Source organism: Streptomyces rimosus (assembly GCF_008704655.1).
GTDB lineage: Bacteria > Actinomycetota > Actinomycetes > Streptomycetales > Streptomycetaceae > Streptomyces > Streptomyces rimosus.
In genome coordinates, this window is record NZ_CP023688.1 from 4,388,620 (window position 1) to 4,403,214 (window position 14,595).

At 71.2% G+C, this 14,595-nt stretch carries 20 protein-coding genes; 12 read left to right on the forward strand and 8 right to left on the reverse strand.

The annotated features are described in order from the left end of the window. Positions 1-119: 119 nt before the first annotated feature. Positions 120-1,175: a YncE family protein gene (locus CP984_RS18425; protein ID WP_003984141.1), complete on the reverse strand. Its 1,056-nt coding sequence runs from the start codon at positions 1,173-1,175 to the stop codon at positions 120-122. Positions 1,176-1,318: 143 nt separating this feature from the next. Between CP984_RS18425 and CP984_RS18430 the strand changes: the two genes are divergently transcribed. Continuing rightward, a complete protein-coding gene (locus tag CP984_RS18430; protein WP_003984142.1) occupies positions 1,319-2,212 on the forward strand; it encodes a LysR family transcriptional regulator in 894 nt (297 codons plus the stop codon). Here CP984_RS18430 and sigJ read toward each other — a convergent pair. Beyond that, on the reverse strand, positions 2,209-3,162 hold the full coding sequence (sigJ, locus tag CP984_RS18435; RefSeq protein WP_030184280.1) for an RNA polymerase sigma factor SigJ: 954 nt from the start codon (positions 3,160-3,162) through the stop codon (positions 2,209-2,211). The genes CP984_RS18430 and sigJ overlap by 4 nt on opposite strands. Before the next feature lie 102 nt (positions 3,163-3,264). Between sigJ and CP984_RS18440 the strand changes: the two genes are divergently transcribed. Beyond that, positions 3,265-3,633, forward strand: coding sequence for a hypothetical protein (locus tag CP984_RS18440; protein ID WP_003984144.1), 369 nt, complete (start codon positions 3,265-3,267; stop codon positions 3,631-3,633). A gap of 1 nt (position 3,634) precedes the next feature. On the opposite strand, the gene CP984_RS18445 is transcribed toward CP984_RS18440, so the two are convergent. Next, a complete protein-coding gene (locus CP984_RS18445) occupies positions 3,635-3,958 on the reverse strand; it encodes a hypothetical protein (RefSeq protein WP_125533838.1) in 324 nt (107 codons plus the stop codon). 65 nt (positions 3,959-4,023) lie between these two features. On the opposite strand from CP984_RS18445, the gene CP984_RS18450 reads away from it, so the two are divergent. The 4 genes from CP984_RS18450 (at position 4,024) to CP984_RS18465 (ending at position 6,456) form a co-directional block, all read left to right on the forward strand. Continuing rightward, entirely contained in the window at positions 4,024-4,446 is a 423-nt protein-coding gene (locus tag CP984_RS18450) for a helix-turn-helix domain-containing protein (RefSeq protein ID WP_003984146.1), read from the forward strand. 48 nt (positions 4,447-4,494) lie between these two features. Then, the gene (locus tag CP984_RS18455) at positions 4,495-4,908 is read left to right on the forward strand and encodes a VOC family protein (RefSeq protein ID WP_003984148.1); all 414 of its coding nucleotides are present in this window, start codon (positions 4,495-4,497) and stop codon (positions 4,906-4,908) included. A 190-nt stretch (positions 4,909-5,098) separates the two neighbouring features. Beyond that, complete coding sequence (locus CP984_RS18460; RefSeq protein ID WP_100246661.1) at positions 5,099-6,028, forward strand: S1 family peptidase; 930 nt, start codon at positions 5,099-5,101, stop codon at positions 6,026-6,028. Then, positions 6,025-6,456 carry an ankyrin repeat domain-containing protein gene (locus CP984_RS18465; RefSeq protein WP_003984150.1) on the forward strand — a complete coding sequence of 144 codons (432 nt, stop codon included), beginning with the start codon at positions 6,025-6,027 and terminating at the stop codon, positions 6,454-6,456. Before CP984_RS18460 ends, CP984_RS18465 begins: the two co-directional genes overlap by 4 nt. 16 nt (positions 6,457-6,472) lie before the next feature. On the opposite strand, the gene CP984_RS18470 is transcribed toward CP984_RS18465, so the two are convergent. Continuing rightward, positions 6,473-7,117 carry a CatB-related O-acetyltransferase gene (locus CP984_RS18470; protein WP_003984151.1) on the reverse strand — a complete coding sequence of 215 codons (645 nt, stop codon included), beginning with the start codon at positions 7,115-7,117 and terminating at the stop codon, positions 6,473-6,475. Positions 7,118-7,355: 238 nt separating this feature from the next. Between CP984_RS18470 and CP984_RS18475 the strand changes: the two genes are divergently transcribed. Next, positions 7,356-7,796 (forward strand): cupin domain-containing protein, encoded by a 441-nt coding sequence (locus CP984_RS18475; RefSeq protein WP_003984152.1) that lies wholly within the window; start codon positions 7,356-7,358, stop codon positions 7,794-7,796. A gap of 175 nt (positions 7,797-7,971) precedes the next feature. Next, the gene (locus tag CP984_RS18480) at positions 7,972-9,135 is read left to right on the forward strand and encodes a hypothetical protein (RefSeq protein WP_151416121.1); all 1,164 of its coding nucleotides are present in this window, start codon (positions 7,972-7,974) and stop codon (positions 9,133-9,135) included. 117 nt (positions 9,136-9,252) lie between these two features. Here the strand turns inward: CP984_RS18480 and CP984_RS18485 are convergent, their stop codons facing one another. Beyond that, positions 9,253-9,921 carry a DUF4097 family beta strand repeat-containing protein gene (locus CP984_RS18485; RefSeq protein ID WP_003984154.1) on the reverse strand — a complete coding sequence of 223 codons (669 nt, stop codon included), beginning with the start codon at positions 9,919-9,921 and terminating at the stop codon, positions 9,253-9,255. A gap of 226 nt (positions 9,922-10,147) precedes the next feature. On the opposite strand from CP984_RS18485, the gene CP984_RS18490 reads away from it, so the two are divergent. Continuing rightward, on the forward strand, positions 10,148-10,903 hold the full coding sequence (locus CP984_RS18490; RefSeq protein WP_003984155.1) for a helix-turn-helix domain-containing protein: 756 nt from the start codon (positions 10,148-10,150) through the stop codon (positions 10,901-10,903). 81 nt (positions 10,904-10,984) lie between these two features. Further along, on the forward strand, positions 10,985-11,524 hold the full coding sequence (locus CP984_RS18495) for a Uma2 family endonuclease (protein ID WP_003984156.1): 540 nt from the start codon (positions 10,985-10,987) through the stop codon (positions 11,522-11,524). Positions 11,525-11,570: 46 nt separating this feature from the next. Here CP984_RS18495 and CP984_RS18500 read toward each other — a convergent pair whose 3' ends face one another. Beyond that, positions 11,571-11,837, reverse strand: coding sequence for a GntR family transcriptional regulator (locus CP984_RS18500; RefSeq protein ID WP_226048671.1), 267 nt, complete (start codon positions 11,835-11,837; stop codon positions 11,571-11,573). Between the two features lie 211 nt (positions 11,838-12,048). Between CP984_RS18500 and CP984_RS18505 the strand changes: the two genes are divergently transcribed. Then, a complete protein-coding gene (locus tag CP984_RS18505; protein WP_030184285.1) occupies positions 12,049-12,279 on the forward strand; it encodes a hypothetical protein in 231 nt (76 codons plus the stop codon). After that, a complete protein-coding gene (locus tag CP984_RS18510; RefSeq protein WP_003984159.1) occupies positions 12,276-12,626 on the forward strand; it encodes a hypothetical protein in 351 nt (116 codons plus the stop codon). The genes CP984_RS18505 and CP984_RS18510 overlap by 4 nt, the downstream gene beginning before the upstream one ends. A 57-nt stretch (positions 12,627-12,683) precedes the next feature. Here the strand turns inward: CP984_RS18510 and CP984_RS18515 are convergent, their stop codons facing one another. Then, positions 12,684-12,899 (reverse strand): hypothetical protein, encoded by a 216-nt coding sequence (locus tag CP984_RS18515; protein ID WP_003984160.1) that lies wholly within the window; start codon positions 12,897-12,899, stop codon positions 12,684-12,686. 107 nt (positions 12,900-13,006) lie between these two features. Continuing rightward, positions 13,007-14,536, reverse strand: a complete 1,530-nt coding sequence (locus CP984_RS18520; RefSeq protein ID WP_003984161.1) for a monooxygenase — start codon at positions 14,534-14,536, stop codon at positions 13,007-13,009. Positions 14,537-14,595 lie beyond the last annotated feature (59 nt).

The following is a 14,595-nucleotide window of genomic DNA, read 5'->3' on the forward strand; positions in this document are numbered from 1 at the left end:
CGTCCTCTTTGTCCGGGAGGGGGGAGGGAGCAGGGGTCCGATTGCTCGGGGCGGGTTCAGCTCGGGGTGAATCCAGGAGACGCGTGCTCGCAGTCCCGCTTCGGGGTGCGGCCAAGCGATCACGCCGCCCGCGGTACGTACGCCAGCCCATGCGCGCCCGCCTCGCCGCGCTTGGCGATGTCCAGCCGGGTGGACAACTGCAGCGTCTCCAGGTCGATGACGTCGACGGTGGACGACGCGATGCACGCCACGTACGCGAGACGGCCGTCCGGTGACGAGGTGATGGTCAGCGGCGCGTGCCCCACCTCGACCCCGCCCAGTTCCTCACCGCTGTCGGCGGAGAACACCGTGAGGCGGCCCGGCGCGTGCCGCCCGAGCGCGGACTCCGGGGCGGATGCCATCCGCAGCTCGCCCGCGAGCAGCCGGCCCGTCGAGGTCAGGTGTACGGGTACGACGACGTTTTCCGTGGGCAGGGTGCCGACGACGGACGCCGTCCCGGCGTCGATGACCTGGATACCGGCGTCCGGCCGCTCCTCGGCACCGGCGAGAACGGAACCGGCGTAGGGCGCGGCGACGAAGACCCGCGAGCCGTCGGCGGCGACGGCGAGCCCCTCGCTGCCCGGCACCTCGATCTTCGCCGTGAGGGCCCCGCGTTCGAGGTCCACGACCGACACGAACGGCGCCTCCTTGTTGGTGGCGTACCCCGTCGTGCCCGTCGGGTCGATGGCGAACCAGTGCGGCCCGGGGGCGTCCGTGTCGATCCGGCCCGCCGGCCGGCAGGTCTCGGTGTCGATCACCACGACGCCGCCCGGCCGGTCCGCCGAGGCCTCCACGCTGACGTACAGGCGGCGGCGCGCCGTGTCGAGCGCCAGCCCGTGCGGGCCGTGTTCCGGTGCGAGGTCGATGACCTCGACGACGCGACGGGTGTCGGGGTCGATGACGGTCAGTTCGGTGCTCTGGCCGCTGTTCGCGTGGTAGTAGCCCGACTGGTACGTGGAGGTGCACCACAGCAGGCGCTGCGTCGGGTCGTAGCACAGCTCGTGGGGCTGGTCCGGGACGTTCACCGTGCCGATGTGCCGGTCGGAGGCGGCGTCGAAGAACTCGACCGTCGGGCCGGTCTGGCTGACGACGGCCAGGACATCGCCGTCCCGGCCGGCGCGCGGGGACTGCGGCATGGCGTACTCCTTGAGTGGTGTGGATGAGGTGTCACGCGTGTTCGCTGACCTCTTCACTCTCGGCTCGCGGCGGCCCGCCGAACAATGCAAGGATCGGCATCCAATCCTTGCCTCAGTCGTAAAAGCACAGCTCAGGAGCGTCATTGGATCTCAACCTGCTACGCGTCCTGGACGCTCTCCTCCAGGAGAACAGCGTGACCCGAGCCGCCGAACGGCTCGGTACGTCGCCCGCGGCGGTCAGCCGTACGCTGGCCCGGCTGCGCCGCGCCGTCGGTGACCCGCTGCTGGTCCGCGCGGGCCAGGGAATGGTCCCGACTCCACGCGCCCTGGAACTCCGCGACGAGGTCGCCGCGTTGCTGCGCGGCTGCGACAACGTGCTGCGGCCCGGCGCCGGTTTCGACGCCGTACACCTCCAGCGCACGTTCACCGTGCAGGCCACCGACCTGATCCTGGTGGGCCTGGCCGGAACGTTGATCGAACGCGTCCACAAGGAATCCCCGCACGTGGACGTGGTCTTCCTGCCGGAGGCGGTGGAGGGCGGCCCCGCGCTGCGGCAGGGCTGGGTGGACGTGGAACTGGGCGTACTGGGAACCCTCGACCCGGAGATCCACACCCAGCCGCTGACCCGGATGTCACTGGTGGGCGTCGCCCGCAGCGGTCACCCCCTCTTCGACGGACGCATCGACGCCCGCCGCTTCGCCGCGGCCGGCCACATCGGCATCTCCCGCCATGGCAGGCGCCTCGGCCCCATCGACACCGCCCTCACGGAACGCGGTCTGCGCCGCCGGATCGCCGTCGTCGTCCCGAGCCATACGAGCGCGATGATCCTCGCCCGGGACACCGACCTCGTCACCCTCACTCTCGCCGGCTGGCTCCCCGACACCATCCAGGCCCTGGGCCTGCGCACCTTCCCCCTCCCCCTCGACCTGCCGCCCATCGAGTTCGGCATGGCCTGGCACCCGCGCAACTCCGCCGACCCGGGGCATCGGTGGTTCCGGGAGCACTTGGCGGGGGTGGTGCGGGGCGGTGGTGCCTAGGCGACGCCCCACAGCCGCAGCTTCTCCGGGTTACGGACCACCCAGATCCGGGTGACCCACCCGTCGGACACGTCGAACGAAGCAACGGTGACGACGGCACCGGCACGCCGGGCCACCAGGCCCGGCACGCCGTTGACCGACCGTTCCAGGAGTTCGAGGCCCGGGGCCTTGTCGGCGATGGCGACCATGTACTGCGCGATGCGCGCGCCGCCCTCGACCGGGCGCAGGACGGTACCGACCATGCCACCGCCATCGGCGGTCATCACGGCAGCCGGGTCGAGGAGACCGACGAGGGATGCGATGTCCCTGGCCTCCCATGCCGCTTTGACGCGTCTCACCACGTCGGCCCGATCGGCCGCGATCTCGGGGGCGGTGGCGATCGCGGTCGCCGTCACCGGAGCGCGCCCGCCGCTCACCCGCCGCCGGGCGGAGGCCGCCAGCTGCTTGCAGGCCGCCGGGGTCCGGCCGAGTACGTCGGCGATCTCGGCGAACGGGTACCGGAAGACGTCGTGCAGGACGAACGCCACCCGCTCGGCGGGCGTCATCGACTCCAGGACGACGAGAAAAGCCATGGCCACCGACTCGTCCAGAACGATCTGGTCGGCGGGATCGTTGGGGCCGGTGAGGCGAATGGGATCGTCGGCGCCCACGTGATCCCACTCCCCGCGAGCGGGCAACGGCTCCGGCAGCCATGCGCCGACATAGCGTTCACGGCGGGCCCGCGCCGAGCCGAGGAGGTCGAGGCAGATGCGGCTGGTCACCGTCGTCAGCCAGGCGCCGGGGGACCGGATCTCCTGCCGCCGGCTCCGCGGCAGCCCGTACCAGCGTGTGTAGGCATCCTGTACGGCGTCCTCGGCCTCGGTCACCGAACCGAGCAACCGATAAGCGATGTTCATCAGTTGGCGCCGCTCGCCGACCACCCCGTCCGCGCCGCCCCCGGCAGCCCCCATGCCTTCGCCCACCCCCACGCCTTACCTTTCGCAGGCCCGCGTCGTCGGACTGGTGAGACCTTAACCGAGCTCCTGCCCGAGGGCGGAAAAGGGGACTGTGACATGGCCACTCAGGCGGCGGCGAACGCATCGCGCAGCGCCTCGTTCCTGCGGATCGCGATCGCGCTCCAGACCTTGACCATCTTCCTTCAGGCGGTCTCCGCCGGTCTGCTGCTGACCTTGCCCTACGGAGCGACGCTGCACAGCGTCGGGGCCCGTGTCATGTACGGGGCGTCGATGCTGTACGTACTCGCGGCGGTGCTGGCGTGGAAGCCGGGCGGTGGCTCGGCCCGGCCCGTGTGGCAGGCGTGCGGCTTTCTCGTGCTCGCCTCGGTTCAGGTGGTATCGGGCATCGCGCACATGCCGTCGGTCCATCTTCCGCTGGGGGTGGTGATGTTCGGGCTGAGCGTGCTGGCGCTGGCGCGGCGCTGATTCAGTCCGGGAGCTTCTCCCGCTCCTCCTCGTACAGCGCGCACACCGCCTCGTACAGCCCCTCCGTCAGCCTCCTGTGCGCTTCCCTCTCCTCGCTGCGCGACGAAGCCCCCAACACCAGCCACTTCGCCTCCCCCAGCGCATGCGGGACATCGCCCAGCAATTTCCGCGTGACCAGGATCGAGTCCATCACCGGCACACCCCGTGCGCTCAGCAGTTCCTGCACGGCGTCCATGCCCCCTGTGGAGGCGTGTACCGGTCGGCACTCCGCCACCAGATCGGAGATCCGCGCCAAGCGCTCCGCGTCCATTCCCAGAACTTCCATCGATGACGCCCCGTTCATCCGGTCAGGCGGAAGTGCCGATCGGCCCTCCGTGGTCTGATGCCCCCATGAAGCGCGCCGTCGAAGACACCAATCGCCGCATGCTGCGCGCCCGGGACGCGATGGACCGGGCGTACGCGCAGCCGCTGGATGTGCCGACCCTAGCGCGGATCGCCCATGTGTCGGAGGCGCATTTCGCACGGACGTTCCGCGCCACGTTCGGTGAGACGCCGCACCGGTACCTCCAGCGCCGCCGGGTCGAGCGGGCGATGTTCCTGCTGCGTGAGACCGGGCGGAGCGTGACGGACATCTGCTTCGAGGTTGGGTTCGGCAGTCCGGGGACGTTCAGCCGTACGTTCCGGGACATCGTCGGGCGGTCACCGCGGGCGTACCGCAAGGAGGCGACGGCGGTGGGGGTGCCGACGTGCTTCACGATGGCGTGGACGCGTCCGAGCGCGCCTGCGTCTCCGTCGGGCCCGGTCGCCGACTGAGCAGTTTTGGATAAGTTTCCGCCCGGCCCGCTCAGTAGCGTTACGGACATGTTCAACGCCATCACGCACTCGCAGATTTACGTTCTCGACCAGGACGAGGCCCTCGACTTCTACGTCGGCAAGCTGGGCCTGGAGGTCACCGCGGACATCGACATGGGCTTCATGCGCTGGCTGACCGTCAGCGTTCCCGGCCACCCGGAGCGCCAGGTCCTGCTGGAGAAGCCGGGCGCGCCCGCGATGTCGCAGGAGACGGCGCAGCAGGTCCGTGAGCTGGTGACCAAGGGTGCGATGGGCGGCTGGCTCATCTTCACCACGGACGACTGCCGCAAGACGTACGAGACGCTGCTGGCGCGCGGCGTCGAGTTCACCGAGGAGCCCACCGAGCGCCCGTACGGAACCGACTGCGGCCTCCGCGACCCCTTCGGCAACCGCCTCCGCTTCACCCAGCCGAAGCGGGGCTGAGGCCGGGGCGGGCCAGGGCCCGGGCCGCCCCTGAGGCGCCCTCAGGGTCGTCACTCCCCAGGATGACCACCGACGCGACCAAGGGCTGATTACTTCCGCCCGCCCCGTCACTACCTTCGATCGTCGGCACAGCAGCAACTGACCGGCTTTATCGGGACGTTGTGGGGACCAGGTGATCAGGGGAGTGGACATGGTGCGGAAGCGGCGCGCGGCCGGGCGTACGACGGGGCGTGGGAAGCGAGCCGGGGTGGCGGCCCTGAGCGCGGTCGTACTGGCCGGCGCCGGTACGACCGTAGGCACCGCCGGGACGGCACACGCCATGTCCGGCGGTACGCAGCTGCCCCGGCCCGGCGCCGCCCCCTGGCTCGCGACACTGGCCGTGAAGGGGGACGGGCCGCTGCTGGACCGGGCGACGTGCGGTGGAGTGCTCATCGCGCCAGACCGGGTGCTCACCGCGGCCCACTGCCTGGCCGGCGGAGACGTACGCACGCTGGAGGTGCACCTCGGTTCCTCGGTGCTGTCGAAGGACCCGGGCACCGTACGGGACGTCCGCGGCGCCACCCTGCACCCGCGCTACAAGCTCCTGCCGTCCCCCGCCGACCCCACCAACCCGGCATATGCCTCCGCGGCCAACGACCTGGCGGAGATACGGCTCAGCGCGCCGGTGCGCGAGGTCGAACCGCTGCCGGTCGCCCGGCACCGGCCGCGTCCCGGCACGCCCGTATCGATCTACAGCCACGGGCTGACGGCCGACCCGGCCACCTCCCCGCCCGGCCGGGACGTCCGCGCCGACGTACTGCGCCGCGGCGACCTCACCGTACGCACCCACCAGCAGTGCGCCGCCCAGACGCCGGCGGTCGTGGACGAGGCATCGGTCTTCTGCGCCCGCGATGTGCGTGACGAACATGCGGGCCGTACTCCCGCGGCGATGTGCTGGGGGGACAGCGGCAGCCCGCTGGTGACCCGGGGGCGGCGCGGCGGGCCGGAGCTGGCCGGCATCTTCAGCTTCGCCGGGGAGGCGGCCGGGAAGGCGTGCCGTCCTGCGGACGCGGCGTTCGCCGACGTGCCGGCACTGCTGCCGGAGTTGACCTCGGGCGCACGCACGAAGGGCGATCGGTGAACCGACGACGGCAGAAGAAGCTGGCGAACCGGCTGGTGGCGGCCGTGATGTTCGGCGAGATCCGCGAGGTCGCCGCGCTGCTGCGGGCCGGTGCGCAGCCGGGCACCGCGAACTCCGACGGTACGACACCGTTGTATGCCGCGTCCGTACACGGCGACGCGGACGCCGTCCGCCTGCTCCTGGCTGCCGGGGCCGCGCCGGACGCGGAGAGCGGGCACGGCTCGGAGGGCACCCCGCTGTGCGCGGCGGCGGCCTGGGGCCACCTCGATGCCGTACGGGAACTCCTCGCCCACGGCGCGGACCCGAACCTCCGTGAGGACGGCGGCACCGGCTACGCGCCGCTCGACTGGGCCACGAAGGAGTTCCAGCCGCACCCGGAAACGGCGGCGGCGCTACGGGCGGCGGGCGCGCGCCCCCGGGACATCTGAGCCGGGCCCGTTACGGCTACGCCTCCGGCGCCACCGCCGCCAGTTCCTCCACCGACCCCGACATGATCGTCCGCACATGCTCCGTGATGTGCTCGACCGGCCAGTCCCACCAGGCCAGTTCCAACAGGCGCGCCACATCCGCGTCGTCGTAGCGGCGGCGGATCAGCTTGGCCGGATTGCCGCCGACGATGCCGTAGTCAGGTACGTCGTCCACGACCACGGCCCCGGAGGCGATCACCGCCCCGTGCCCGATCCGTACGCCGGGCATGACCATGGACCGGTAGCCGAACCAGACATCGTTGCCGATCACGGTGTCGCCCCGGCCCGGCAGCCCGCTGATCAGGTCGAAGTGGTCGGACCAGGAACCGCCCATGATCGGAAAGGGGAACGTCGAGGGCCCGTCCATCCGGTGGTTGGCACCGTTCATGATGAACCGCACCCCCTCCCCGAGCGCGCAGAACTTCCCGATGACGAGCCTCTCGGGCCCGTAGTGGTACAGCACGTTGCGCGTCTCGAAGGCCGTCGGGTCGTCCGGGTCGTCGTAGTACGAGAACTCACCGACCTCGATCAGCGGCGAGGTGACGAGGGGCTTGAGGAGCACCACGCGGGGCTGCTCCGGCATCGGGTGGATGACGTTCGGATCGGCGGGGATGAGAGGCATGGGCGGCGGCCTTTCGGACGGAGGGCGGGAGAGGGATCGGTGTACGGATACGTATCCGTACACCGATCACGGGCCCCGGCATGATCCCAATCGGCACCGCCCCGGGCGACCGGTTATCGCCTTGGCAGGTCCTCCCCCACCTGAATTGCCAACCCAGCAACGGAAGTTGCCGTTCCGCCGCACCCACCGCACCCTGATGCCTCCACCAGGGCCATCGACGCAATCAGGGGACACCACGATGACCACCGACAACAGCACCGAACCCATATCGGCCACCGACACCACCGCACCCAAGCCCAACCGCGTCCACCACATCCGCGCCGGCGAACTCGACGGTCACACCGCCCTCAGCGGTCACACCGTCGGCTCGAAGCGGCTGTGGATGGGTCTGGTGGAGAACCCGCCGCTGAGTGCGACGGACAACCACCACCACGGCGACTCGGAGGCGGGGATCTACGTGGTCAGCGGCCACCCCGTGTTCGTCTACCACGACGGCGTACGGGAGGTACGGGTCGAGGCGGGCCCCGGCGACTTCCTGCTCGTCCCGCCGTTCGTCCCGCACCGCGAGGAGAACCCCGACCCGGACGTACCGGTGGTCGTCCTCATCGCAAGGACCACGCAGGAGCCGGTCAAGGTGTCTGTACCCGAGCTGTACCGGCACGAGGTGGCGGACGCGTAGGAGGGGAGCGCTCGGCACCAGGCCGGAAAGCGTCCATGGACATGGCCGCCTCTTTGCCCAGCACGGCATGTGCCGGTTGCATGTGGGCTGCCGTACGGCATCTCACGGAGGGGGCATGGCTGTGCCAAGACCCAAGGTTCATGCGGCTGGACGGAGAACGTCCACCGGGCGGTGTGTGTTACGGAGTGCGGCGGCGCTGTCAGGCGTCGCCGCACTCGTCATTCCGGCGGTTCCTGCCGGGGCGGCGGGAGCCGCGGCGCCACCCGGCGGGGTGGAGCGGGTGCTCACCGGGCACGGCACGGTGTCCGGCCAGGGGCGCTCCGCCGATGTGGACTCCGACATGCTGCTGGCCGGGACCAATACGGCTGGTGGAAACGGCGCACCCGGTGCGGGGGGCGGCTGGTGGACCGTGTCCACGGCCGCCGAGGGCGGCTCGCCGCCGTACGCGGTGTGGGCCGGGCGGTTGGACGGTACCGGCGAGAAGAAGCTGATCAGCCCCGACGACGGGCGGCACCACGTGCATCCGGTCACCGACGGGAAGACCGTGGTGTGGGCGGCCTACCAGGACCGGTGGTGCTACCTCCTGGCGCGGCCGCTCGACGGCGGGCCGGTACAGCAGCTGACTTCAAGCCAGGGGATCGGCTGCGCGTTCACCACACTGGGCGTCGAGGGAAAGACCGTGACCTACACGGATGTCGGCTACAAGAGCCGCACCACGCGCGCGGTGTACCTGCGGATGGGTGAGGGCGACCCGGTCAGCATCCCTCCCACAGGGGGCGGAAACCCACGGACGACCTCGACGAGCACCCCGTCCCTGCACAACGGGAAAATCGCCTTCAACGACTGCAAATACACCGGCAGTACCGGCACCCTCTGCCGCATAGCCGTCCTGGATGTCGCGACCGGCCGACGCACGGTGGTGGCCGACGCCAAACTCCCCGCACCGACCGCCCTCACCTCCCGGTACGTCTACTGGCTGGAGGTGGAGGACGGAGACACCAGGCCGAGGGCGCTGCACCGGGCGAACCTGGACGGCTCGGACCCCCTCGTCATCAGCCCGGCCTCGGGCGAGGACGCACTGATCATCGACGGCCTGACCGTCTCCGAGGACGCGGTGACCGTCGCCGCACGAACCGTCGGTGGCACGGCGGGTCCCGGGACCGCGGCCAAGCTGTGGCAGTTCTCGCCGGACGGCACGCGCCGCGAGCGGGTCTCGTGCAACGGCGGCGACCAGGTCTCGCCCGCCTCCGCCGGCGCCCGGCAGGTGGTGTGGATCGACACGACCACCGGCAAACGCGATCTCGTGACACGCACCCGGCCGGCCGGCACCTGCGGCTGACCTGTCCACGACCGGCGAGGAGTCAGCCGCCTCCCACGCCCCCGGCGGCAATGCCGGGGGCGTGCCGGGCCTGCCCGTGGCCCAACGGTCGTAACGCCGGGGCCCTGCGCCCGCCCCTCAGAGGCTGCGCGCGACAATGTCGCCCTGCGCGGTGGTCGCGTGGATCTCCAGGCCCGCGACGCCGTCGGCGTTCTTGAGCTCGTTGCGGATACGGCCGTACGAGGTGCCGGCGTCCAGGGAGGCGGAGACGCCGCGTGCGGCGCCGACCGACACGTCCCCGACCTGGGTGCTCAGCACGACCGTGCCACGTACGGCTTCGGTGATCCGGATGTCGCCCTTCTCGGTGCGGATCTCGGCGGAGCCGTTGAGGCGGCCGACCGAGACGTCACCAGCGAGGGCGGTGAGGCGCACGCTCTCCGCCTCGTCCAGCTTGACCGCACCGCTCGCACCGTCGAACGCGACCTCCCCGAACCGCCCGACGCCCCGGAACTCCGCGCAGGCCGACTTCCCTTCGATACGGGACCCGGCGGGCAGCTGAACCGTCACCTCGACGGACCCGGAGGGCCCGAAGTACTGGTTCTTCGCCGCCGGCGCCACGATCCGCAGGACCCCGTCCCCGTACTCGACCTCGACCTGCTCCGCCGCCGTCACGTCCCGCCCCTTCGAGGCGTTCGCGGGCCGCACCTCCACGGTGGTGTCGGCACGGTCGGCGGCGATGAACTGGACGCGGCCCGCGGGGATGTCGAGGACGGCGGAGACCGGGGCGGGGGTGGCGAACTTGTGCATCGTTCTCTCCTTTGCGCTTACTGTTTCCGACGAGAGAAACGCTACGTTGCGTTCGCACGCCCGGCAACACGTCCGTTGCACTAATTACCCATAGGCGCAGGTCAGAGCCCCTATTTCATTGCAACCGTCAGCCTGTCAACGCAACGTCACATCACCCACTCGTTGCATTGAGCTGGAACTGAACGCTATGCTGGCGCCCTCAGGGAAGTACGAAGGGAAGTGCGCGATGCCGGGAGGCAGGCTCACCCAGCAGGAACGTCAGCAGATCGCGCTGGGGTTGGCCGACGGACTCGCCTACGCGGAGATCGCCAGACGCCTCGACCGCCCCACCTCGACCATCACGCGTGAGGTGATGCGCAACGGCGGCCCCACCGCCTACCGCGCCGACCTGGCCCACCGCGCCACCGAACGCCGCGCCCACCGGCGCCGGCAGTCCGCTCCCCGGGGGAGGCAGGCGCCCCCGCAGCCCCACGGACGCGATGCGGATGCCGTGCGCGAATACGAGGAGATGTTCACCACCCTCCTCATGCAGCAGGGCCTGCCGAAGATGATGTCCCGCGTGCTGACCTGCCTCTACACCACCGACGCGGGCAGCTGCACCGCGTCCGAACTCGTCCAGCGCCTCCAGGTCAGCCCGGCGTCCATCTCCAAGGCGATCACGTTCCTCGAAGCCCAGGGCCTCATCCGCCGGGAACGCGACGAGCGCCGCCGCGAGCGGTACGTGGTCGACAACGACGTCTGGTACCAGGGCATGATCGCCGCCGCCCGCTCCAACGCGCAGCTCGCCGAGGCCGCGCGACAGGGCGTCAGCGTCCTGGGCTCCGGCACCCCGGCCGCCGCCCGCCTGGAAAACATCGCCCGCTTCGTGGACTTCGTCGGCGAGAGCATCGCCCGCGCGGCGGAGCAGGCCCGGGACATCCTGTACACGAGCCCCGAGGGAGCAGCGGAGGGCGCGGACGCGCCGGGTCCCGATCGGGGGTAGGTGGCGGACTGCCGTCCCGAGGCTCCGGCCGGTCGTGCCTTATGGCCGGACAGTGGCGTTGAACGGCCGGGAGGCATGCGCATGAACATCAAGGCGGCCGGAGCCGAGTACGCCCTGAAGTACGCGGTCCAGCGCGATCACGGCGACCGGGCCCAGCTGATCGAGGGCGTCATCGTCCCGGAGTCGCGCCCCTGGAGCCACGAGGCAGCCACCCACAGCCTGCGCACCCGGCTCAGCACCCGCGCCGCCGAACTCGGCTGCGTCATCGGCTCCGGCAACCTCGACCTGCCCGGCTCCCCCAACTGGTACGTCCCCGACCTCGCCGTCGTCCCGGCCGCCGAGGCCAAGGAGGCCGGCGCACTACTGCCCGACCGGACCCTGCTGATCGTGGAAGTCACGTCGGAGTCCAGCGCGGAGACCGACCGCCAGGTCAAGCGCCGCCGCTACGCCGAGTACAAGGCGCCGCTGTACCTGCTCGTCGACCGGCAACAGCACGCCGCCACCCTGTTCGCGGAGCCCGGCCGACTTGGCTACACCAAGATCACCGGGCCGCTGCCGTACGGCACCTCACTGCGCCTCCCGGACCCGTTCGGCTTGGACCTGGACACCACCGGCTTGTAGCCGACGGCCGGCGCGCCTGGCCGAACCCCACCATCGGCACCGCCAGTCATGCGCCGCCGGAGCCCTCGGCCGACCTTTCCGGCAGGTCCTTGGAGACGAAGGAGCCCATGCCCGGCTCCGTGTAGATCAAGCCCTCCGCCCGGAGCCCGCGATGCACCTTCTGGCTGGTCGCCGTAGCGATGCCGAACTCTTCCTGGAGCTTCAGCACCGATGGGACCTGCGTCCCGGGCGGGTACGTGCCGTCAGCGATGCGCTCACGGATGATGTCGGCGACCTGGCGCCAACGCGGCCGGTCGGGGGCAAATTCGATCACCTGAGCCAGGCTAGGCAAAGTATCCCGTCCTAGGCGAGCGGTGCTGCACCCTAGTACGGCGTACCACACTGGGAGTAAGGTGGCGGTCACACAGAGCCCCGGCGGGTGCACCACCACCCCCGGGGCGTGGCCAGCGCCACCCAACTACGAAAAGAGCGCCGACATGCGCCACCGTATCCGCCGATTCACGGCACGGGTGAGGGAACTCCTCGTGCCGACGCCGACTCCGCCCTTCACAACCCTCCGCGCGCCCGTGCGCCCCTCCCCCACCCCGATCGCCGGGCTCGCGCCACTGGCGGGACCCCCGCTCGACCTGCCGTACGACGGCGACGCCTCCCCCCTCGTACGCCCGTACCTCGCCGCCTTCGAGGCGCGAGCCCACGCATGGCAGACCCGGCGCGACGCGCGCCTCCGCACGATGCTCGGGGAGTTCGCCGTATGAGCGAGAACGAAGAAGAGAGCCCGTCACCGGAGCTGCGCCTGCTGCCCTGGGGGGAGAAGAACGAAAAACGAAGCCTCCTGTCGACGGACGGTGACGGATACGTGTCACGGTTCGCCGATGACATGGAGGCGGCCCAGCTCGACATGGGTACGACGTTGCTCGACCGCGCCGGGGCACTGCTCGGCGATGCCGACGCCTCGGCCGGTGAACTGCGCTACCTCGCCAACCGGTTGGTCGAGGCCCTGCACGACGCGCTGCGGGTGGCCGACAGCCGAGGCCGGCGGGTTCCCGGCCTTGGCGTGGGGGGCGGAAAGGAGGGCGTCGGCCGCTTGGTGGCGGCCGAGTGAGGGGGCGTCAGACCGTCACCTGCGTACGGGACGGCCCGTAGACATACGTGCGTACGGTCAGGACAGGGCGAGCCACGCCGCGCCGACGACGACCGCGATCGCGACGATCACGCCGACGATGACGCCGATGCGGGGACCGGAGGACTGCTGCTGCCGTGCGGCCTGGCGGCCGCCGCCCTGGGGCGCGCCCTCGTCCACGAAGGCGCGGAACATCTGCGTGCTGCCGGCCGGGTCCTGGTTGCCGTTGGCCGGGTTCTGCTGGTAGTTCGCCATAGGCCAGGACCCTAGCGAACCGGGCATGCCCGGCACACCCCTGGGCCCCGTGCGTCACAGCACAGTTGCGGCGGTCCGGTCCCACCCGCCGAGGTACGAGCGCTGCTTCAGGCGGGCGTACCGGCCCAAGCCACCAGCGCCGCGCGCCGCTCCGCACGCCGGTCCCCGACCCCGGTCGTACGCGTCGCCCAGGCGACATGCCCGTCCGGCCGGACCAGGACCTCGGACACGCCGTCCAAGTCCGGGTGATCTTCGCGGCCGGTGACGGTCACGGCGGTGACGCGTGAACCCCAGCCCGGGGTGACGGCCGCCCCGAGGTCCGGGTCGTCACCCGCCAGGTCGAGGTGGACGAACCGGCCCGCGGGCAGCAGCTCGTAGACCCGTATCGCCTCCGATCCGACGGCCTTCAGGCCGACGTCCGGCATCCGCCGCCCGACCAGCGGGTCCGCCCCGGCCGCCATCGCCGTCCCGACCGTCCCAGCCGGGTACGCCGTACCGAGCCCGGACACCCTCGCCGCCAACGTCCGGTTGACCTCCTCCATCCCGAGCAGCTCGTCGAACAGCTTCCGCAGGGCCGCGCCCGGCCGCTGGTACTGCCGTACGAGCGTCAGCTCCGCCAGCAGCGTCTGCACCTCGGTGTTCTCGGTGACCAGTTGCCCGACGGGCCTGCGTTCCGCGTCGTAGCTGTCGAGCAGGCCGGGCGGTGCCCAGCCGTTGATCTCGGCGGCCAGCTTCCAGCCGAGGTTCATCGCGTCCTGGAGGCCGGTGTTCAGGCCCTGGCCCGCGGCGGGGAAGTGGATGTGCGCGGCGTCGCCCGCCAGCAGGACGCGACCGGAGCGGTAGCTCGCGGCGAGCCGGGTGGCGTTGCCGAAGCGGGAGAGCCAGCGGGGGTCGGCAACGCCGCAGTCGGTGCCGCACATCTGGATCAGGGACGTACGGAACTCCTCCAGCGTCACGGGCTCGGCGGCCGGCACCCGCATCCGCTCCGGGTCGATGAGGACCAGCCGTGTCAGGCCGCCCTCCATCGGCGCGACGAGTACGCCGCCCGTGCGGGCGGCGTCGAGCGCGCCGGGGTCGATCGTCGCGAAGTCGCCGAGTACGCCGGTGAGGGTTTCGTCGGTGCCGGGAAAGGCGATGCCGGCGGACTGCCGTACGACGCTGCGCCCGCCGTCGCAGCCGACGACGTAACCGGTACGGATGGTTTCGACGGCACCGTCTCGGCCGCGCACTTCGACGTCCACCCCGTCGGCGTCCTGGCGCAGCCCGGCGACCTCGGAACCGCGCTCGATCACGACACCCAGTTCGCGGGCCCGTTCGGCCAGCAGTTCCTCGGTGCGGGCCTGGGCGATGAACAGCGTGTAGCCGTGCCGGGAGTCCAGCACCGAGAAGTCCAGGCGGGTGGGGAGCTGGGCGAAGTGCCAGCCGGGGACGGTGCGGCCGAGCGGGAGGAAACGGTCCAGCAGGCCGCGCTGGTCCATCAGCTCCACGCTGCGCGGGTGCAGGGTCAGCGCCCGCGAGTCGCGCTGCGGTTCCGTACGGCGCTCCAGAACCCGGGTCCGCACACCGGCCAGCGCGAGTTCGCTCGCGAGCATCAGGCCGGCCGGTCCGGCGCCCACCACGGTCACATCGACGTTCATGAAGTTGTCCTCCCAGGTCAGGGATCAGCGCGGCCAGGGACCGCCAATTAGTGAACACC